Origin of the sequence: Klebsiella sp. CN_Kp091, assembly GCF_040065095.1 — a bacterium.
GTDB lineage: Bacteria > Pseudomonadota > Gammaproteobacteria > Enterobacterales > Enterobacteriaceae > Klebsiella > Klebsiella aerogenes.
On sequence record NZ_JBEAIO010000009.1, the window covers coordinates 34,159 to 54,122 of the forward strand.

Sequence of the window (19,964 nt, forward strand, 5' to 3'; positions counted from 1 at the left end):
AATAACGACCGTTACGGTCATGAAAAACATTCTTTGTTACATCTTTATCCGCGAGAAGATACGTCGCAAGAAAGTTATCAATGCGCGGCTTAATGACTGGACGCGATGCATGCTAAAATAATACTCAATGTATCGTAAATACATTTTGTGCTTATTTCATAGTTTGCTAACTAATATAAAAAGAGGGCTTGCACCCGGTTGACAATGGGCTCTGGTAAGCGCAGCTGAGGACAAGACCTGAGCGCCTGAATCTGCGATAATACCTTTTTACCACCTGAACAGAGATGACTATGCAGTACCCGATTAACGAGATGTTCCAGACCTTGCAAGGCGAGGGTTACTTTACCGGCGTGCCTGCCATTTTTATTCGTTTGCAGGGATGCCCGGTTGGTTGCGCCTGGTGCGATACCAAACATACCTGGGATATGCTGGCCGATCGGGAAGTGTCTCTATTTAGTATCCTCGCTAAAACCAAAGAGAGCGATAAATGGGGCCCGGCGACCAGCGACGATCTGCTGGCGATCATTGGCCGTCAGGGATGGACCGCCCGACATGTCGTGATTACCGGCGGCGAGCCCTGTATTCACGATCTCACGCCGTTGACAGAGTTGCTTGAGCAAAATGGTTTCAGCTGTCAGATTGAAACCAGCGGCACGCATGAAGTCCGCTGCAGCCACAATACCTGGGTCACGGTTTCGCCAAAAGTGAACATGCGCGGCGGCTACGATGTGCTGTCGCAGGCGCTGCAGCGTGCTGATGAAATCAAGCATCCGGTTGGCCGCGTGCGTGATATCGAAGCGCTTGATGAGCTGCTGGAAACGCTGGCTGATGAAAAGCCGCGAATTATTGCATTACAGCCGATTAGCCAAAAGGAAGACGCCACGCGGCTGTGCATTGAGACCTGTATCGCCCGAAACTGGCGGTTATCCATGCAGACGCATAAATATCTGAACATCGCCTGACCCCCGCTTTCTTTGCCGGGTAGGGTGCTCACCGCCCGGCAGCTCTCTTCTTCATATATGAATTCATCTTAACCCTCGACTTCAGCATGGTGTTGAGATACGCGCCAATGACAGCAATGCTATCATTGGCGCGTTAATTCAGCCGCCTGAGGCGGGCGGCTGATACGTTGACTTAAGGAACGAGTTAACCATGCAGCTAATTGATCCACCCACGGCCTTCTCTATGGACTTCTTCTCGCTCAAAGGGAAAACCGCTATCGTTACCGGCGGCAATAGCGGCCTGGGGCAGGCCTTTGCCGTCGCCCTGGCGACCGCCGGCGCGAATCTGTTTATTCCTGCTCTGCGCGAAGAACACGCTCAAACCCGAGAACTTATCGAACAGCAGGGCGTTGAGATGGAATTCATGCTGGCGGATATCACCGATGGCGGTATGCCACAGCGTATTATCGCCGCCTGCTGCGAGCGTTTCGGTACCGTTGATGTTTTGGTGAATAATGCCGGTATTTGCCAGTTGAATAAGGTGCTGCGCTTTGGTCGCACAGACTGGGATCCGATGATCGAGACTAACCTGACGGCAGCGTTTGAGCTTAGCCACGAAGCCGCGAAAATTATGGTTCCGCGGCGAAGCGGTAAGATTATTAATATCTGCTCGGTGTTTTCTTATCTCGGCGGCAGCTGGTCGCCGGCCTATGCCGCCACCAAGCATGCGCTGGCTGGCTTAACCAAAGCCTACTGCGATGAGCTGGGCCCGCATAATATTCAGGTTAACGGCATCGCGCCGGGCTATTATGAAACCGCCATGACCGCTATCACCCGCAGTATCCCAAAGGAAAACAGACGCGTGTTGGCGCATATACCCGCAGGCCGTTGGGGAGAAGCGCAGGATTTAATGGGCGCCGTTGTTTTCCTCGCCAGCCGGGCCTCGGATTACGTTAACGGTCATATTCTGGCGGTGGATGGCGGCTATCTGGTGCGCTGATTCACACGGTGTTGATGAAATAGAAAACCGCCATGGCAGCAGCCCGATGGCGGATAAGGCAGGGAATTACTCGCCGCGATAGACGCAGCCTGCGGTGCAGGTCTCTTTTACCATTACCGCGCTCAGCAGAGGAACCAGCGGTTTCATTTGATCCCAAATCCATTTGGCCAGCACTTCGCTGGTTGGGTTCTCCAGTCCTGGGATATCGTTCAGGTAATAGTGGTCTAAACGATCGTAGGTCGGTTTAAACGCGGCTTTCAGCTCGGCGAAATCCATGATCCACCCGGTATGGGGATCGACTTCACCAGTAATCTCCAGACGCACCATAAAAGAGTGACCATGCAGGCGACCGCATTTGTGGCCTTTCGGTACGTGCGGCAGGTGGTGGGCGGCTTCGAAGGTGAAATCTTTAAACAGCGTGGTGGACATCATTAACTCTCAACAGGACGAAAAAAACCGCCGTAGGGTACCGGAAAGTACATTTTTTAGCATTAACTAAAACGGCCCTGAACGCAAAATCGCCGTTTTTGTGGTGTTTTGATGATTTAATCTATTGTTTTTCAATTGGTTAACTAATCGCTTTTGTTGTTAATAACTATAACTAAAACAGGTTAGTCCATTTGGTTATTTGATATTTCCATCCCTTCTTTAATTGTTAGTATGCCCGCCGTTAACCTTACAATCTCTTCTGTTTTTGTCGCGCTGACAGGGCGTGAATAACAGCTTTGCTTACTGGAACATAACGACGCATGACGACACAGGCCCCACCTTCCAATCTGCTGCCGCTAAACCCGGAGCAACTGGCGCGCCTACAGGCGGCCACGACTGACTTTACGCCAACCCAACTGGCTTGGGTGTCCGGCTACTTCTGGGGCATGCTGAATCAGCAGCCCGGCGCCGCGGTAAGCGCGCCCGTTCAGGCGGTAGAAGCGCCGGCCATCACCCTGATTTCCGCTTCGCAGACCGGCAACGCGCGTCGGGTTGCCGAAGCGCTGCGCGACGATTTACAGGCCGCGCAGCTGAACGTGAAACTGGTGAACGCTGGCGACTATAAATTCAAACAAATCGCCGGTGAAAAACTGCTGGTCGTGGTGACGTCGACTCAGGGTGAAGGTGAGCCGCCGGAAGAAGCCGTCGCATTGCATAAGTTCCTGTTTTCAAAGAAAGCGCCGAAGCTCGATGGCACCGCCTTCGCGGTGTTTGGTCTCGGCGATACCTCCTATGAGTTTTTCTGCCAGTCCGGCAAAGATTTCGATAGCAAACTGGCCGAACTGGGCGGCGAACGCCTGCTCGATCGCGTTGACGCCGACGTTGAATATCAAGCCGCGGCGGCGGAATGGCGCGCTCGCGTAGTGGATGTGCTGAAAGCGCGTGCGCCGACGGCAGCGCCGGCCCAGCTTGCGACCAGCGGCGCAGTGAATGAAATTCATACCAGTCCGTATACCAAAGAAGCGCCGCTGACGGCGACGCTTGCTGTGAATCAGAAAATAACCGGTCGCGATTCGGAAAAAGACGTCCGTCATATCGAGATCGATCTGGGTGATTCCGGCCTGCGTTATCAGCCGGGAGATGCGCTAGGCGTGTGGTATCAGAACGATCCGGTGCTGGTCAAAGAGCTGGTGGAGCTGCTGTGGCTTAAGGGTGATGAACCGGTCACGGTAGAAGGCAAAACGCTGCCGCTGGCGCAAGCGCTGGAGTGGCATTTTGAGCTGACGGTCAATACCGCCAATATTGTTGAGAACTATGCCACCCTGACCCGCAGCGAAACGCTGCTGCCGCTGGTCGGCGATAAAGCGCAGTTGCAGCACTACGCCGCGACGACGCCTATCGTCGATATGGTGCGCTTCTCGCCGGCACAGTTGGATGCCGAAGCCTTAATCGGCCTGCTGCGCCCGCTAACGCCGCGCCTCTACTCGATTGCTTCTTCGCAGGCGGAAGCGGAAAACGAAGTCCACGTGACCGTTGGCGTCGTGCGGTATGACATTGAAGGCCGTGCTCGCGCCGGCGGCGCGTCCAGCTTCCTCGCTGACCGCGTGGAAGAAGATGGCGAAGTGCGCATCTTTATCGAACACAATGACAACTTCCGTCTGCCTGCTAACCCGCAAACGCCGGTTATCATGATTGGCCCTGGAACCGGTATCGCGCCGTTCCGCGCCTTTATGCAGCAGCGCGCAGCGGAAGGGGCGGAAGGGAAGAACTGGTTGTTCTTCGGCAATCCGCACTTCACGGAAGATTTCCTTTATCAGGTGGAATGGCAGAGCTACGTCAAAGAGGGCGTGCTGAGCCGAATCGACCTGGCCTGGTCTCGCGATCAACAACAAAAAGTCTATGTACAGGACAAACTGCGCGAGCAGGGGGCTGAAGTGTGGCGTTGGATTAACGACGGCGCCCATATTTATGTCTGCGGCGATGCCAATCGAATGGCGAAAGACGTCGAGCAGGCGTTACTGGAAGTGATTGCCGAATACGGCGCGATGGACGCCGAAGCGGCGGACGAATTTTTAAGTGAGCTGCGCGTTGAGCGCCGTTATCAGCGAGATGTCTACTAATGAGCGAAAAACATCCAGGCCCGCTGGTGGTCGAAGGTAAACTCTCCGACGCCGAGCGTATGAAGATCGAGAGCAACTACCTGCGCGGCACCATTGCGGAAGATTTAAATGACGGCCTGACCGGCGGTTTTAAAGGCGACAACTTCCTGCTCATCCGCTTTCACGGCATGTACCAGCAGGACGACCGCGATATTCGCGCGGAACGCGCGGCGCAGAAACTGGAGCCGCGCCACGCGATGCTGCTGCGCTGCCGTCTGCCGGGCGGCGTTATCACCACCAAACAGTGGCAGGCGATTGATAAATTCGCCGCGGATAACACCATCTACGGCAGTATTCGCCTCACTAACCGTCAGACCTTCCAGTTCCACGGTATTCTGAAGAAGAATGTGAAGCCGGTGCATCAGATGCTGCACTCTGTTGGGCTGGACGCGCTGGCGACCGCCAACGACATGAACCGCAACGTGCTGTGCACCTCGAACCCGTTTGAGTCGCAGCTGCACGCCGAAGCCTACGAGTGGGCGAAGAAGATCTCCGAGCATCTGTTACCGCGTACCCGCGCCTATGCTGAGATCTGGTTGGATCAGGAAAAGGTCGCCACTACCGACGAGGAACCGATCCTCGGCCAGACCTATCTGCCGCGTAAATTCAAAACGACGGTGGTGATCCCGCCGCAGAACGATATCGATCTGCACGCCAATGACATGAACTTCGTGGCGATTGCGGAAAACGGTAAGCTGGTCGGCTTTAACCTGCTGGTGGGCGGCGGGTTGTCTATCGAGCACGGTAATAAGAAAACCTATGCGCGTACCGCCAGCGAGTTCGGCTATCTGCCGCTGGAGCACACCCTGGCGGTGGCGGAAGCGGTCGTGACCACCCAGCGCGACTGGGGTAATCGTACCGATCGTAAAAACGCGAAAACCAAATATACCCTTGAGCGCGTCGGCGTGGAGACCTTCAAGGCGGAAGTTGAGCGTCGTGCCGGGATCAAATTCGAACCGATTCGTCCGTACGAGTTTACCGGCCGCGGCGACCGCATCGGCTGGGTTAAGGGTATCGATAATAACTGGCACCTGACGCTGTTTATTGAGAACGGTCGTATTCTGGATTATCCGGGCCGCCCGCTGAAAACTGGCCTGCTGGAGATCGCGAAGATTCACAAAGGTGAATTCCGCATCACCGCCAACCAGAACCTGATCATCGCCAGCGTACCGGAAGATCAGAAAGCGCGGATTGAGAAACTGGCGCGCGATCATGGCCTGATGAATGCCGTCACGGCGCAGCGTGAGAACTCAATGGCCTGCGTGTCGTTCCCGACCTGTCCGTTAGCGATGGCCGAAGCTGAACGTTTCCTGCCGTCATTTATCGACAAGGTCGAAGAGGTGATGAGTCAGCACGGCGTCGGTGATGAGCATATTGTAACCCGCGTCACGGGTTGCCCGAACGGCTGCGGCCGCGCGATGCTGGCGGAAGTTGGCCTGGTGGGTAAAGCGCCTGGCCGCTATAACCTGCATATCGGCGGCAACCGCAGCGGGACGCGCATCCCACGGATGTATCGCGAAAATATCACCGAGCCGGAGATCCTGGCCTCGCTCGATGAGCTGGTTGGGCGCTGGGCGAAAGAGCGCGAAGCGGGTGAAGGCTTCGGCGACTTTACGGTGCGTGCGGGCATCATTCGCCCGGTGCTCGACCCGGCGCGTGATTTCTGGGAATAACCTGAATTGCCGGATAGCGGCATGAATGCCTTATCAGGCCTACCGTTCGCGTAGGCCTGATAAGCGAAGCGCCATCAGGCAAGGCACACAGTGAGGAATCTATGTCCAAACTCGATCTAAACGCGCTGAATGAGCTAGCGAAAGTAGAACGCGTCATGGCGCTGGCGGAAGTTAACACTCAGCTGGAAAAACTCAGCGCCGAAGAACGCGTGGCATGGGCGCTGGAAAACCTGCCCGGCGACTATGCGCTCTCTTCAAGCTTTGGTATTCAGGCGGCGGTCAGCCTGCATCTGGTGAATCAGCTGCGCCCGGACATTCCGGTGATCCTGACCGATACCGGCTATCTGTTCCCGGAAACCTATCAGTTTATTGATGAATTAACCGAGAAGCTCAACCTGAACCTTAAAGTCTACCGGGCGACGGAAAGCGCCGCCTGGCAGGAAGCGCGTTACGGCAAACTGTGGGAGCAGGGCGTTGAAGGCATTGAGAAGTACAATGAAATCAACAAAGTTGAGCCGATGAACCGGGCGCTGAAGGAGCTCAATACCCGCACCTGGTTCGCGGGCCTGCGCCGCGAGCAGTCCGGCAGCCGGGCGCATTTACCGGTACTGGCTATCCAGCGCGGCGTCTTTAAGCTGCTGCCGATTATCGACTGGGATAACCGGACGGTTTATCAGTATCTGCAAAAGCACGGCCTGAAATACCACCCGCTCTGGGAGCAGGGGTATTTGTCCGTCGGTGACACTCACACCACCCGTAAATGGGAGCCCGGTATGGCGGAAGAAGAGACCCGCTTCTTTGGCCTCAAGCGCGAGTGCGGATTGCACGAAGGCTAAGTGTTATGTGGCAGCCTTTGGCGGCGAAAGCCGCCAAAGGCTTAATTTATATCGCGCCACGTGGCCTGAACGTAGATCTCTCCGGAGGCGCTGACATCACCGTACCACTCATTGTTATCCAGCGTTTTCAGCGAAATTTCATCGTTCATCGGAATAGAAAATTTCACCGTAGCTTTGTCCATCGTCCCTGCCTCGCCGGAGATATCGGTCCACGCCGAGGTTATCCATAGCGCATCGGTCATATCGCGCCAGCTGCCGTCGCAGCCCGCGTCATAGGTCTTGATGCTGCCATCCTGTTTGCTGAAGGAAAGCGTAGCCGGGAAGGGCACTTTAATGCTGCCGTCGTCGGCGCTGAAGATACAGTAGGTGCGGCCGTTAATTTGCTGCGTCGGGCCGGTGGCTTTAATCAGTACCTCATCGGCGGCGGTTTTACCGGTAGTAGTGACAATGTAGTTAAAATCTAATGAGGGTTCGTCCTCGCCAACGTAACCAGCAAGCGAAGGGGCGTCGCTATAGTCTTTAGCGGTAATGCTAATACTGAAATCGCGCGGCTTAATTAACAGTGAATTAGACGTGGTAAATTCATACATCCTACTGATTGTGGGAGTGCCGTTCGGCCTTTCGATGCGTAAATTCAACAAATCTTTGCTATCGGTGTCAGTAATGCCTGACTCCACCATTTTTTTAAATAATCTTTCGGAAAAAAAGAAATAAATCGCGCTGGACGACGTCAGTTCCCCTAGTGTGTAGCTTTGTACGCTCGAATTGCTCACCGGTTTCCACGTACTGCCGTCAAGACTAAACTGCATATCATACGATCCCTGCGAAGGAACCATCGCCGCCAGCGCACTATTAAGGATCATCGGATAAACCAGAACGCTTTGCGCCCCGCCACCGCCGTCCAGACTATAAGAGACCATCTTGCAGGCCAATCCTGAATGGGCGCCTACGGTTTGCAATTTGCAGTTGGTATTTCCTTCGGCGGGCGTGGGTACGCCATCGCTATTGATAAAGACTTCATCAACAGAATTGGTGTTAATAAGCGTAAGGTGAGCGCTTTTAGTAATAGTTACAGTGCCAGAGCTATAGAAAGGGGCTACCCGGGAACAGCGCCAGGTGCTCGTCGGGTCGTAGGTTGTGCTTGTCGCACAGGTATACATCACCATTGAAAAGCTGCTGCCGGTTGGCATTTGCTGCATATACTGGTAAAAAGCCTCTGATAAGGTCCCTCTGAGGTTTGTATCCACTTTGGCACCGTAAATACCGTTCTTCTCCACAACAGCTCCGGGTAGGGTCGAGGTGCTTTCATCACAACCGCTTCTGGCTGACGGCCCATATGAATCACAACTTTGTCCTGCCATCAGATAGGAAATTGGCGGGTTATCCAGCCATAAATCTCCCTCGGTTTGTGTAGCAAAATATTGGTTGTCTGAAATATATCCGAGGGAAGTTTGATATCCTGCCGAGCGCAAACGCATGCTGCCCCAGCGGTTGGAGCCGGAAATAACAACTTCGCTACCGGTGTAAGTAATAAAAAAGCTACTGTCGATATTATTTTCAACGAATAACGTCGTTTGCTGCGTATCAGCCATAGCCGATGGCGCGACGTGAAATAACGCGCCGGCCAGCCCCAAAATGCCCCAGTGGTTTATTTTCATGGTAATTCTCAGTTTACCAATTTTTAGCGTGATTCCAGGTCTGAATCAGCCCGGAGGTTAATTAATATCGCGCCACGTGGCCTGCACGTGAATTTCTCCTGAGGCGCTGACGTCGCCGTACCACTCGTTGTTATCCAGCGTTTTCTGCGAAATATCATCATTCATGGGAATCGAAAATTTCACCGTGGCTTTATCCATGACGCCGGGTTCGCCGGAGATATCGGTCCATGCCGAAGTGAGCCACAGCGCGTCGGTCATATCGCGCCAGCTGCCGTCGCAGCCCGCGTCATAGGTCTTGATGCTGCCATCCTGTTTGGTGAAGGAGAGCGTGGCCGGGAAGGGAACCTTGATGGTGCTGTCGTCGGCGCTGAAGATACAGTAGGCGCGGCCGTTAATTTGCTGCGTCGGGCCGGTGGCTTTAATCAGCACCTCGTCGGCGGCGGTCTTACCGCTGGTGGTGACGATATAGTTAAAGTCGAGCGAGGGTTCATCACGGCCAACGTAGCCTTCGCGCGTTGGGGCGTCGCTGTAGTCTTCAGAGGAGATATTGATGCTGAATTCGCGCGGTTTTATCTCCAGTGAATTGGAGGTGTAAAATTCATATGCCTGGTCGGCATCTGGTGAGAAAGTGGATGCGCGATCGTTGTAGAGGCGAAAATACATTATATCCTGGCTATTAGTATCGCTGAGACCGGATGCCACCATCTGTTTAAAGAAGTTGTCCGAAAAGAACACATAAATGGCGCTGGAGGAGGCCATCTCATCAAGAAGGTAGTAGTTGGCGGCGGAGCTCGCGTTGCGGGTTAACGATGTCTGTTTCCATGCACTGCCGTCCAGACTGAACTGCATATCCTCTGATTTAACAGCCGAGACCAACGCGGAGTTGTTCAGCACCGGGTAAACGCGTATTGCGGAGCCACCCGTTCCGTTGAAGCTGTAGTTCACCATCCTGCAGGCGAGGCCGGAGAGGCTACCAATATTTTGCACTCTGCAGTTAGTATTGCCTTCACCGGGGGTCGGGACGCCATCGCTGTTGATGTAGACTTCATCAAGGGCGCCGGAGTTAAGTAACCTCAGGTGCACGCCTTTGGTATAAGTGAGACGTGTGGCGTACCAGGTCGCATCACTCTGGTCTTTACAGCGGGCGCCGGTACTTGCATCGTATGTACTGCTACCCGTTTGGGCGGTCAGGCATTCATTGAGGGTCATTGAGAAGCTGCTGCCGGCGCCCATCTGAAGCAGATATTGAAAAAAAGCATCTGAGATACTGCCGCTCAAATACTCCATCCCGGTAAAGGGAAGCAGGAGACCGTACACCCCCTGGGCATCGGTTACGGATGTGTCCGTTGTCACAATAACAGGATTCCTGCCTGTGGCACTGGTGCACATATTATCTATATACGAGCAAGGGATCCCGGTTAACGCATAAGATACCGGCGCGTTTTCAAGCCATAAATCGGCCATACTATTTATCCCAGCATGATAAATCCTTATATTTTGTGTTGAAATATACCCAGGAGTATTCTGATACATGTAATCTCGTACATTATCCCACCACGAAAGATCAACCCAGCGGTTGGCCCCGGACATCATGGGCAGTGCTGATGAACCTATATTCGTAACAAAGTAGGTATTATCGATCTGGTCTTCGATAAACGCGAAGCTCCCGGACATGTCGCCTTTGGTGACTTTCGTCGCCGCCCCCGCCTGCGCTACGTACAGCGCCGCGACCAGCGCCATTAACCCTGCTAATCCTTTAATTTTCATACTGGCCTCCTGCCATGTCGATCACCGCGCCGGTATTTCACTTCAGCGGGCAGTCGTCGGTTATTTTGATAAATTTTTCGTTATAGACGATATAGTGGTTGCCCGGCTGGCGCAGCCCCTGCTGGCGGACGACATCGCCAGGGCGCAGATACCAGGCGTCCCCTTCTTCTTCCGTGGTGTTGCATCCCGGCTTAATCAGCAGCTTGAACCAGGTATTGCCGGTATTGCTGAGGGTGCCACTCGCCCGGTCGAGGGTCCATTTGAAGTTCGCTTCGCGCGGGCGCACCACCAGGATAGTGTCCATTACCACAACCGGCTCCATGCTGACGCCGGCACCCGATGCCTTACGCGCCACGTGGTTAAAGGAGGGAACTTCGCGGAACATGACCCGGTAATAACGTTCGCGGTTATCCTTCGGGCCGTGGTAGTAAAATTTGAAATATTCGCCTTCTCCGGCCTGCAGGGTTATTTGCCGCGGGGCGAACAGCAGCTCGCCGTCCGCCGGGCGGGAGCGCACCTCTTTGCCGCCGGGGCGGTCGATGGCGCTCACCGACACCTGGTACAGGCGCGCGCTTTTGTTGTTGTTCAGCACCCGCTTGGCGGCAAACGCCGCCTCCGGGGAGAGGGAGAAGGTCAGATTACCGACCGACATCGCCTGCGCGGCCAGCGGCAGACCCAGCGCCAGCATGCAAATTGCCGCCCGCAGGCGGCTAATTACTGTCGCGCCACGTCGTTTGTACATGAATTTCTCCTGAGACGCTTACGTCGCCGTACCACACGCTGTTATCCAGCGTGTTCTGCGAAATTAACCCTAACAACCCGTTAGCTTTCATGACCATCTTCCTTCCCCTGCACGCCCGCATAGCTCTGCAGGCCGCTGCACACCACGTCGCCAACCCATACCGCGCCGCGCGCCTGGTTCAGATCCAGCGCCACTTCGCAGCTCTGTCCTTTGCCGTAGTTGAAGTCGATGACCGGGAATTTTTTATCAACATCCATCACAAACTCGCCGTTATCGTCGGTGCGGGTACGCCCGATATGGTTGCTGATGTGGGCATTCGCCAGCAGGCTGCCGTCCTCGGCGCGGATGCGCCCGGACACCGTGACCATCTGCTTCACTTCCGGCTCCAGCACCGCCACGTTGCCCGGATAGAGCGTCAGGCGGCTTTTACGTCCGCTGACGATGTCGTAGCTGTCCAGCGAGTTTTTGCTGTTCTGCAGTTCCACTTCATAACGGTTGTACGGCGACAGCGGCAGATAGTTGCGATTGCCGGAGAGCTGCACGATGCGGCCATTAACCTTGGCGCTCAACTGACCGTCATCCTCCAGACCAGTATGGAAAATTACCCCGGCGTTGCCGTCGGTGCGGCCGCTGGCGGCGATATGTTTTCCCTGCCAGCCGACGCTGCCGCTGGCGCTCAGGTTGGTATTCACATAGCCATCGGCGCCGCTGTTGACGTTCAGCGTGCCGTTGGCATAGCGGGTTTCGAACTGCGCATAGGCGCCGCCGCTGAGGGTTTTGTCATCGCCGGTATTGCCGGAAACCGCCCGCGACATATTGGCGCCGATGGTACGAATTGGGCCTTCTTTAAAGCGCTTACGCGCGGAGAGGTTAGCCGTTGAATAGCCGTTCTGGTGCGACATACCGGCGCTGAGCCAGTTGCCGAGCGGCAGCGACAGGTCAAGGGCGATATATTTCCCGGTATCGCTGCCGCTATTACTGCTGCTTCCCGAGTTGTTAAAGCGCTGGATCCCGGCGCGCAGACCCAGAGAGCCGAATGACCCGCTATAGATAGTCTGATAGTAATCAGCGGTGTAGTAGTGGCTGTTGTTTTCTCGGTCGTCGTTGTAGCTGATGCTGAAAGTACCCAGTTTTGACCACAGCGAACCAAGGTTTAACGAGCCGCCAATGGCCCGGTTATCGGCATCGCTACGGCGCAGCGTGTCGCCAATCGAGGTTTTCTCCTGGTTAACCCATACGGAGCTGAAACCGCCCGGCAGCGTAGCGCTTACGCTGCTGATGGTGCTCCATGAGCCGTCGCTGGCCGCCATATTTTGCAAATTGACGTTAATGGCGTTGGTTAGCGGCAGGGTAAAGCGCGCTTCGGCCACCGCGCTGGTGTCGTAGCCATAACCGGTCGCGGACCAGCTGAGGGTGCTGATAGCGCCGGAGGAAGACACGCCAGCCAGCCAGGTATCTTTCGCCTCTTGTGTTTTTCTGCCGCTTTGCGACCAGCGGTCCATATGGAAGCTGCCGCCCCATACCTGCCAGGCCAGCGGCGCGCCCGCGCCGCGCCCGCGGGAGAACAATTTGTTGACTCGCTGCGTGCGTTTGCTGACCGAGCGGCCGTTAATGATGACTTCAACTTCAATATCGTAGATCCCGTAGGGCAGCCCGCGGGTATCGACTTCGTGGTTACCCATCGCGAAGTTCTGCACGCTGAGCAGTCGTCCATCGCGCTTCAGGTGTACTTCACCGGCGGCGGATAAAAAGGCGACTATCGGGGTGACCGACTGACTGTTATCAAATACCGTAGAGCTGGCCTGGTTCCCCCAGGAGGCGCCATATATTTTACCCGCGGAAATGGCGGTCATTGGGCCGAGCGACTGTAAATTCCAGGTGTCGAGCATACCGCCGGCAAAACGGTGGCCAGCGAAATCTCGCTCGTACATTGCTTTATACAACTGCTGATTCTGATTGCTGGTCCCGGCGCCGTATATCGAACCGTCCAGTACCAGATGGTGTTCGCGCAATGCGATAACGTTGTTCAATGACAGATAGCTGGAGGTGCTGTCGCCGCCGCTGCTCATCTGGTTGTTGTAGACCCCGAGGTTGTAGGTGAGGCTACTGCTCAGGCCTTCCACGCTGGACTGGCCGATATCTTCGCTACGCGAGCGCAGCACGGTGCCAAGCGCCCCTTTTTTAACCACCAACTGCAGCAGTAGCCGGCGCAGGTCGAACTGAAGCTTAGCGTCGGCGGAAAGCGGGATGCTCAGCGATTTGTTAAAGGGTTCATCCGCCATTTGCGTCAGCGTTTGCCTGATCTGATCGCTGACGGTGGCGTTTTGCTCTTTATCTTCCAGACGGATTTGTCGTAGGCGCACCTTACCGTTATCCAGCCAGATAAAAGCGCTACCGATGCGCTGGTCGTCCTGCGTTCCACTATTGCCTTCGAGGTGAATAAACAGCGGCAGGCTCATGCCGTCTTGCAGCGCCACGCGAAACGTTTGGGGAATAATAACGCCGCCAATCTGCGATATTTTTTCTGCGTCAGCCATAACGAAACAGGGAGACGAAAACACGACAATTCCGGACGTGATTAATACACGACGTCCATGACGATTCCATAATGAGGACATATCCCTATCCCATGGTTATTAATCTATTTTACCGGTACAAACTGCTCGCCCTGCCACAGCGCGACTCGCCCTTTTTTATCTGCGACATTTACGCGGGTGAAGCGGCGGTCTTTGCCCGGCATCAGGAAATAGCTCTCTTTGCATTCCTTACCGTCGGCGGCCTTCAGGCAGGGGCCGTAGGCCAGGATGCGCAACGTGGCGTTACCGGTATTGGTGATTAAGCCGTTGTTATACTGATAGCGGAAGTTCACCTTGCGCGGGGCGACGACCAGAATGGTGCCGATGCGGGCGGAAGCCGTGGCTACCGCATTGCGCCGGGCGCCGGTTTTTTGCGCGTCGCCCAGGGCCTGATCGAACCAGACGATGCGGTAATATCGCTCCTGGTCATCGGCAGGGCCTTTATAGAAAAAGCGGATTTGTTCGCTGCTCTTTGCCGGCATCAGCAGGCTGGCGGGAGTTTGTAGCACTTCATCTCGCGATGACATTGGGATCACGCGGCCATCTTCCAGCGGGGAGGAGAGGCGTTCAAGCTGAATAGTAATCAGGCGACCGCTATCGGTCGTATTCTTAACTTCTTTACTTAGCGTACTGCTGCCGCTGTTCATAAAAGAGGAAATATCCCCCACGTCCAGCGCACTGGCGGGAGCGATCCCGCTTAAAAACAGACAGACTGCCAGAAGACGATATTTCATATGATTTCATCCATGAAAAAGCAGGGGAGCGACCCCTGCTTGATGCAATATAAAAAAATCAGCTGGTCCAGGTTGCGTCGAACTGCACGCTAACGTCGCCGCTCCAGATACCTTCCGGCAGGGTGCTGTAATCAGTTACAGCAGTCTTACCGTCGGAGGTGCCGCCATTGATGGAGAAGGTGAAGCTATCCTGTGCGCTGGTACGGCCCGCGGTATTATAACCGTTGGACAGGGCGCTCAGGTTACCGCCCAGAATGTTGTTCGCGGTATCGATCATCACGGTATCGGAAGCCTTATCAATGGCGGTGCCGTTATAATCGATGCCCACGCTCAGGGTGGAACCGGAAGTATCCAGCTGAGTCAGGGTGTTGGTCAGCAGACGGGAGGTCAGTTTGAAGCCAGTTGCAGTGGTGTCGCCTTCAACGGTGACGTCATACAGACCTTTCTGAGTGTTAAAGCCTTTGATGCCGTCAGCATACTGGAAAGTCAGGCTTCCCAGCGGAGTTACAACCAGTTTGCTGGTGGTATCTTTTTTCGCGGTTGCGGACCAGGTGGCAACGGACTGTGCGGTGACGCTTGTTGCTGCCTGAGCCACACCCATACCTGCAAATGCAGCGACCAGAGCTATAGCAAGAACCTTTTTATTCATAACAATTCATCCTGATTTAAAATTAAGGGCCGGAGCCCTAGATTACGCATTAGTCATTAATACGCGGTAATACAAATGGTTTAGTTAATTACTCAAAGAACCATCCTGACTATGTTTTATATGGTTCTTTATCCCAGAGGTTTTTAAATTTCTATAATCAAATCAACGAGCTTTTATTAATTGGTCTTTTAAGTAATGGGGTTGCCTGCGACTGGCGTATATGAATTATGTTACATGAATATATGTATTAATTTTATCGCACCCATTAGTTTTATAAACACCTGCAATATCACGTTATCAATTATATGCTTAATAGATTAAGTCTTATTATTTTTTGAGATAGCGTGTTGTCGATGAGATAAAATGTATTCGCTTAACATGAACAAGTCAATGTGGTGTCTTCATCAATATTGTGATGTAATCATGCACGGTTATGGTTAGGGGATGGGGTATATGAATTTCTATTTATTAACTTCAATTTTATTCTTTTTATAGGTTGTTAAATTTCTTTTTATTTCAAATGAATGCGTGTGTTTGTTCGTTTTTTGATTTTACATATTGTTCGTTTTTCCTAAATTCACTTTAGTACGTCGAATGGTTTTCTTTGCGTTGCTCTCATTTTTTTGAAGAATGTGTTTAACTCATGCTAGTTATTATGGATATGTTGATGGCGAAGATGGCGGGTGATTTTTATTGTCAGTAATAATTCGAGTGAATGCTTTTGTAAGTGATATTGCTAAATGTTAATTTATAATTTTGAAGTTTGAATTGTTGAGTTTTGTGAATTTAGAGACGATGTTTTTCTATAACATCATCTTTGTATTAATGAGGTTTCATTGTTTGATGTTTAGACTGATTCATATCATTTTTCATAAGAATGTCTGTTTTCCTGGTTATGATATTTGTGTTGATGCGGTTGTTTGATTGGTTTTATGAATGTTATATGGCTGTTTATGTGTGTGAATAATAAGTAATTATATTGAGGGAGGTCATCTTTTAAATGGTTTAAAAGAGTAAATTGCATATTCGATTTTTATTATACCACTGGATATGCCGTGTCAATTTATAAGCACTGGGGGAAAACCCGACGGGGAGATGCTGGCGGAGGCGACGATTATCACCTGCTATGCTGGCATTCTTTGGATGTAGCCGCGATGGGCTACTGGATGGTAAAGAATAACATTTATGGCCTCGCGGATTATTTTCGCCGTTTGGGCCTCATCGATATTGAGGCTGCCGCTCAATTCTTTGCCTGGTTATTATGCTGGCATGACTGTGGAAAGTTTGCCCGTTCCTTCCAGCAACTCTATACCAATGACAATCTTGCCGCGGCCGTCGAAAGCCGTCGGGACTATGAAACAATACCGCATTCAACGCTGGGTTACTGGTTATGGAACACCTGTCTAAGCGAATGCCCTGAACTATTCCCTAACTCCCGGCTTCCTACGCGAAAGCTTAAACGCGTTATTGCAATGTGGATGCCGTTAACCACCGGACACCATGGGCGTCCACCGGTGGGGATGCGCGATCTGGATAATTTTCTTCCCACTGATATTGAAGCGGCGCACGACTTTCTGTTGGCCATTAAGGCACTGTTTCCGCGCGTTAATATTCCGCCGTGCTGGGATGACGATGAAGGTATTGAACAGTTCAACCAGCTGTCGTGGTTTGTTTCCGCCGCGGTCGTGCTGGCCGACTGGACGGGCTCCTCGACCCGCTTTTTCCCGCGAGTTTCCCAACGCATGCCGCTGGAAGTTTACTGGCGGAAGGCATACTCGCAGGCAGAACAGGCGATGCACGTTTTTCCGCCTGCAGCGGCGGTTGCGCCATTTAGGGGAATAGACGCGTTATTTCCTTTTATTCAGCACCCTACGCCGCTTCAGCAGGCGGTACTGGATCTGGATATCAGTCAACCGGGGCCGCAGTTGTTTATCCTTGAGGATGTTACCGGCGCAGGTAAAACGGAGGCGGCGTTAATCCTGACCCACCGTTTGATGTCTGCCGGGAAGGCGCAGGGGCTGTTTTTCGGTCTGCCGACCATGGCTACGGCCAATGCCATGTTTGAGCGTTTAGCTCAATCGTGGCTGGCGCTCTATCAACCCGGCGCGCTTCCAAGCCTGATGCTGGCGCACAGCGCACGCGGCTTGATGGATAGCTTTAATCAGACCATCTGGTCCGGCGATTTCTCCGGTTCGGAAGAGCCCGATGATGCTCAACCTTTTAGCCAGGGCTGCGCCGCATGGTTTGCCGATAGCAATAAAAAAGCGCTGCTGGCGGAGGTGGGCGTCGGTACGCTCGACCAGGCCATGATGGCGGTGATGCCTTTTAAACATAATAATCTGCGGTTGCTGGGGCTTGACAATAAAGTGCTGCTGGCCGACGAGATCCACGCCTACGATGCTTATATGTCGCGGATCCTGGAAAGCCTGATTGAACAACAGGCGCGCAGTGGCAATTGCGTCATTCTGCTTTCCGCTACGCTATCGCAACGTGTTCCCCGCGTCAGCGGGGATAAACCGGCACCATGGGCAAGCTGACGCCGATCGGGTTGGTGTTCCCCGCGTCAGCGGGGATAAACCCTAGTTTTGTTTTAGGTTACGATCGCCACTTCTCATTCCCGTTTTATTCTCGACTCTTTAGCTTTTCCCACTAACCTTTCGCTCAGAGAAATCCGGTGATGGGCACTGCCTGCCAAATTTCTCAGCCCAGGGGAATGGCGCCCCGTTTTTCACGTAAAGCTGGTACAGCCGCTTAACCGATTGTTGGTCGCTCGAGACCCAGCTGCTGGCATTGCAAAGTATGGCGGCATAGGCCTGAGATTTACGCGGAAGCAAACTGGCTGCTTTTTCAGCAAATTTTGCCGCCCTCCAGCGATAATGCTCCACATGGTTAAACGGTTTGGTTCCTGATTGCTGTATGCGATATTGCTCCTCGCTACCAACCCATGAATTTACTCCAGAGATATTGTTTATGGCGTCTGCGCAGGACAGGTACGTATTTGCGTCACTTAAATACTTTTGGTCAGGCTCCAAAAAATAGCTCATCAGGTTGTCGCCATGCTCGCGTAGAATGACCGCAGCCTGCCACCAGCCCTCGGCTTGGTCGATTTTAGAGCCGCTTTCGGGAAGCGTATCAACAAATGACTGTGCAAGCTGGCGGTCCTGCTGATTATCAAAATAGGGTAAGGCTTTTTGATACTGGCCATCGCGCATCAGGCGATGGGCGAGGAGGGTGCGAAATTCGATACCGTATGTATCTTCCTTATCGCGCTGTGGATTTTGCGTTTGTGGCGAGTCTGATGGCGGAAAATATTTGTCTACAAATGCCGTTAACTCTTCTATGGTGAGTAGCCGCTCGCCAATCCAGAACGGGCCTCGCCAGTAGTATGTTGGGCGATACATCAGCTCCATCGCTTGAGGGTAGTTATTATTTTTTAACGCCAGTAATGCTCGCTCGGCGCTAATTCGCTCACTCGGAATCTCATATGAGTACTCCTCGATTGCCATATTGAAGAATGGGTTTACCCAATTCTCTCCTTCCACGGGAAGTGAGCTGGCCGCTTTTTCGTACCAGACTGTCGCTTTTTTTACATCACCTTCACGCAATGCCATTTTAGCCCGCAGCCATGATGTCAGCATATTCTCTTCCGCATGTTGTAATAGCTGCGTAACCGTAGAATATTGCCCGTAACGGTAGGCCAGGGCGATAAGATGAACATCCGAAGGCAAATCATCATTGGCCGTTTTTAACAGCGCTGCCACCACTTTAGGGTAGTAAGCGCCAATCTGAAAGATGCCGTCATTGGCTGAAGCATCAACAGGAGTGGCGTTCAAATGGGCAATAAGCAACTGCCGGATAAGCGGGTCAGCAATATGCTTTTGCAGAAAAACTTCATTTTCCGGATGGCTTATATTTTCGGCAACTTGATATAGCCGTACGCTGCTGGAGAGCGATCCCTGCGCTGCCAGCCGGGCATAAAAATGGGCTTCATCGATAAAGGCGTCCGTTTCGCTTTCGCTCGCGATACGGGCCTGTTGCCCTAGACTAGCCAGGGAAAGTAACTGCGGATCGTCCTGGCCGTTACGTACAGCATCGATAATTTGCTGAAAGAGAGCAAAGGCCTCTGCTGATTCAGAACGGCTAACCTCAATATCTCTAGTGTCGGGCAAGGCTTCCAGATCGCTTAAGCTGGCTAGTGGATTCTCATGTATTAAATCCTGCCCCAGCGCAAAAAGCGCTTTCAATCCCCATTCGCCTTGCCGCTCCGCTGGCAGCGCAAGCAGCTGGCGGAAATATTCACGTGCTAGTTCACGATCGCCGTCATACGCAACGGCACCGAGCGCGTACAGGCGCTGGGCGGCGGGAAGGTTCGCGGTCATCTTCTCGGCGGCCTTTACTGAGCCGCTATCGAGGATCGCTTTCAGCTGGACGGCCTGAGCGGAAGTGGCGAGCTTATCATTGGCGGTGTCGCGCCATTGCGGCAGGAGCGGGTCGGGCGGTAACAGGTGGCTGCTGACAAAGGCAAAGTTGCCCTGCGGCAATTCGAGCAGGCGGGCCTCGCGGTTAGTCAGAAAAAAATAGTCCGGGCATTCCGACAATGGAGATTCGCAGGCGTGGCCGCTGGCTGCACCAAGCGCGGCGATCAGAAATACAGCCAGAGACAATTTGCGTAAAGGCATGTTGCATTCCTTGCTAAGAAGCCTGGCATCCTGCCAGGCCGTCGCTTAATGTTGGCTAAAACGACATAACGTCTTAAGTAGAGACATTATTGTTAATGGGCGACGCTATTCTCGCAATCCG

At 53.3% G+C, this 19,964-nt stretch carries 14 protein-coding genes and 1 pseudogene; 6 read left to right on the top strand and 9 right to left on the bottom strand.

Annotated features, from left to right (window positions below; translation table 11 throughout):
* The first annotated feature begins 290 nt into the window (after positions 1-290).
* Both queE and ABLV17_RS09450 read left to right on the top strand, forming a co-directional pair.
* Entirely contained in the window at positions 291-962 is a 672-nt protein-coding gene (gene queE / locus ABLV17_RS09445; RefSeq protein ID WP_348854227.1) for a 7-carboxy-7-deazaguanine synthase QueE, read from the top strand.
* Between the two features lie 190 nt (positions 963-1,152).
* Positions 1,153-1,941, top strand: a complete 789-nt coding sequence (locus tag ABLV17_RS09450) for an SDR family oxidoreductase (protein ID WP_087858593.1) — start codon at positions 1,153-1,155, stop codon at positions 1,939-1,941.
* Between the two features lie 66 nt (positions 1,942-2,007).
* Here ABLV17_RS09450 and queD read toward each other — a convergent pair whose 3' ends face one another.
* A complete protein-coding gene (gene queD, locus ABLV17_RS09455) occupies positions 2,008-2,373 on the bottom strand; it encodes a 6-carboxytetrahydropterin synthase QueD (RefSeq protein WP_015369973.1) in 366 nt (121 codons plus the stop codon).
* A 317-nt stretch (positions 2,374-2,690) separates the two neighbouring features.
* Here queD and cysJ point away from each other — a divergent pair, with 317 nt between their 5' ends.
* The 3 genes from cysJ to cysH all read left to right on the top strand — a co-directional run bounded on the left by cysJ (position 2,691) and on the right by cysH (position 7,038).
* A complete protein-coding gene (gene cysJ, locus ABLV17_RS09460) occupies positions 2,691-4,490 on the top strand; it encodes an NADPH-dependent assimilatory sulfite reductase flavoprotein subunit (RefSeq protein ID WP_087858592.1) in 1,800 nt (599 codons plus the stop codon).
* Positions 4,490-6,202 (top strand): assimilatory sulfite reductase (NADPH) hemoprotein subunit, encoded by a 1,713-nt coding sequence (cysI, locus tag ABLV17_RS09465; RefSeq protein WP_087858591.1) that lies wholly within the window; start codon positions 4,490-4,492, stop codon positions 6,200-6,202. Before cysJ ends, cysI begins: the two co-directional genes overlap by 1 nt.
* A gap of 101 nt (positions 6,203-6,303) precedes the next feature.
* Positions 6,304-7,038 carry a phosphoadenosine phosphosulfate reductase gene (gene cysH / locus ABLV17_RS09470; RefSeq protein WP_087858589.1) on the top strand — a complete coding sequence of 245 codons (735 nt, stop codon included), beginning with the start codon at positions 6,304-6,306 and terminating at the stop codon, positions 7,036-7,038.
* 41 nt (positions 7,039-7,079) lie between these two features.
* Here the strand turns inward: cysH and ABLV17_RS09475 are convergent, their stop codons facing one another.
* The 7 genes from ABLV17_RS09475 to ABLV17_RS09505 are packed head-to-tail and all read right to left on the bottom strand — an operon-like array spanning position 7,080 to position 15,164.
* Complete coding sequence (locus ABLV17_RS09475) at positions 7,080-8,696, bottom strand: hypothetical protein (RefSeq protein WP_348854221.1); 1,617 nt, start codon at positions 8,694-8,696, stop codon at positions 7,080-7,082.
* 57 nt (positions 8,697-8,753) lie between these two features.
* Positions 8,754-10,463, bottom strand: a complete 1,710-nt coding sequence (locus ABLV17_RS09480; RefSeq protein WP_308958015.1) for a hypothetical protein — start codon at positions 10,461-10,463, stop codon at positions 8,754-8,756.
* A 37-nt stretch (positions 10,464-10,500) separates the two neighbouring features.
* On the bottom strand, positions 10,501-11,205 hold the full coding sequence (locus tag ABLV17_RS09485) for a fimbria/pilus periplasmic chaperone (protein ID WP_271032873.1): 705 nt from the start codon (positions 11,203-11,205) through the stop codon (positions 10,501-10,503).
* Complete coding sequence (locus ABLV17_RS09490; protein ID WP_348854222.1) at positions 11,174-11,296, bottom strand: hypothetical protein; 123 nt, start codon at positions 11,294-11,296, stop codon at positions 11,174-11,176. The genes ABLV17_RS09485 and ABLV17_RS09490 overlap by 32 nt, the downstream gene beginning before the upstream one ends.
* Positions 11,286-13,823: a fimbrial biogenesis outer membrane usher protein gene (locus tag ABLV17_RS09495; protein ID WP_113372941.1), complete on the bottom strand. Its 2,538-nt coding sequence runs from the start codon at positions 13,821-13,823 to the stop codon at positions 11,286-11,288. Before ABLV17_RS09495 ends, ABLV17_RS09490 begins: the two co-directional genes overlap by 11 nt.
* Positions 13,824-13,846: 23 nt before the next feature.
* A complete protein-coding gene (locus ABLV17_RS09500) occupies positions 13,847-14,515 on the bottom strand; it encodes a hypothetical protein (RefSeq protein ID WP_308958016.1) in 669 nt (222 codons plus the stop codon).
* A gap of 58 nt (positions 14,516-14,573) precedes the next feature.
* On the bottom strand, positions 14,574-15,164 hold the full coding sequence (locus tag ABLV17_RS09505; protein ID WP_047044252.1) for a common pilus major fimbrillin subunit EcpA: 591 nt from the start codon (positions 15,162-15,164) through the stop codon (positions 14,574-14,576).
* Between the two features lie 1,055 nt (positions 15,165-16,219).
* Between ABLV17_RS09505 and ABLV17_RS09510 the strand changes: the two are divergent.
* Positions 16,220-17,653: pseudogene (locus ABLV17_RS09510) on the top strand (CRISPR-associated endonuclease Cas3''); the annotation flags it as partial.
* A 147-nt stretch (positions 17,654-17,800) separates the two neighbouring features.
* Here the strand turns inward: ABLV17_RS09510 and ABLV17_RS09515 are convergent.
* Positions 17,801-19,843: a hypothetical protein gene (locus ABLV17_RS09515; protein WP_308958017.1), complete on the bottom strand. Its 2,043-nt coding sequence runs from the start codon at positions 19,841-19,843 to the stop codon at positions 17,801-17,803.
* Positions 19,844-19,964 lie beyond the last annotated feature (121 nt).

Coding starts and splice junctions, on each gene's coding strand:
- ABLV17_RS09485 (WP_271032873.1), bottom strand. CDS start 11,205: ATGTACAAACGACGTGGCGCGACAGTAATTAGCCGCCTGCGGGCGGCA.
- queD (WP_015369973.1), bottom strand. CDS start 2,373: ATGATGTCCACCACGCTGTTTAAAGATTTCACCTTCGAAGCCGCCCAC.
- ABLV17_RS09450 (WP_087858593.1), top strand. CDS start 1,153: ATGCAGCTAATTGATCCACCCACGGCCTTCTCTATGGACTTCTTCTCG.
- ABLV17_RS09505 (WP_047044252.1), bottom strand. CDS start 15,164: ATGAATAAAAAGGTTCTTGCTATAGCTCTGGTCGCTGCATTTGCAGGT.
- ABLV17_RS09515 (WP_308958017.1), bottom strand. CDS start 19,843: ATGCCTTTACGCAAATTGTCTCTGGCTGTATTTCTGATCGCCGCGCTT.
- cysJ (WP_087858592.1), top strand. CDS start 2,691: ATGACGACACAGGCCCCACCTTCCAATCTGCTGCCGCTAAACCCGGAG.
- ABLV17_RS09500 (WP_308958016.1), bottom strand. CDS start 14,515: ATGAAATATCGTCTTCTGGCAGTCTGTCTGTTTTTAAGCGGGATCGCT.
- ABLV17_RS09490 (WP_348854222.1), bottom strand. CDS start 11,296: ATGAAAGCTAACGGGTTGTTAGGGTTAATTTCGCAGAACACGCTGGAT.
- cysH (WP_087858589.1), top strand. CDS start 6,304: ATGTCCAAACTCGATCTAAACGCGCTGAATGAGCTAGCGAAAGTAGAA.
- ABLV17_RS09480 (WP_308958015.1), bottom strand. CDS start 10,463: ATGAAAATTAAAGGATTAGCAGGGTTAATGGCGCTGGTCGCGGCGCTG.
- queE (WP_348854227.1), top strand. CDS start 291: ATGCAGTACCCGATTAACGAGATGTTCCAGACCTTGCAAGGCGAGGGT.
- cysI (WP_087858591.1), top strand. CDS start 4,490: ATGAGCGAAAAACATCCAGGCCCGCTGGTGGTCGAAGGTAAACTCTCC.
- ABLV17_RS09495 (WP_113372941.1), bottom strand. CDS start 13,823: ATGTCCTCATTATGGAATCGTCATGGACGTCGTGTATTAATCACGTCC.
- ABLV17_RS09475 (WP_348854221.1), bottom strand. CDS start 8,696: ATGAAAATAAACCACTGGGGCATTTTGGGGCTGGCCGGCGCGTTATTT.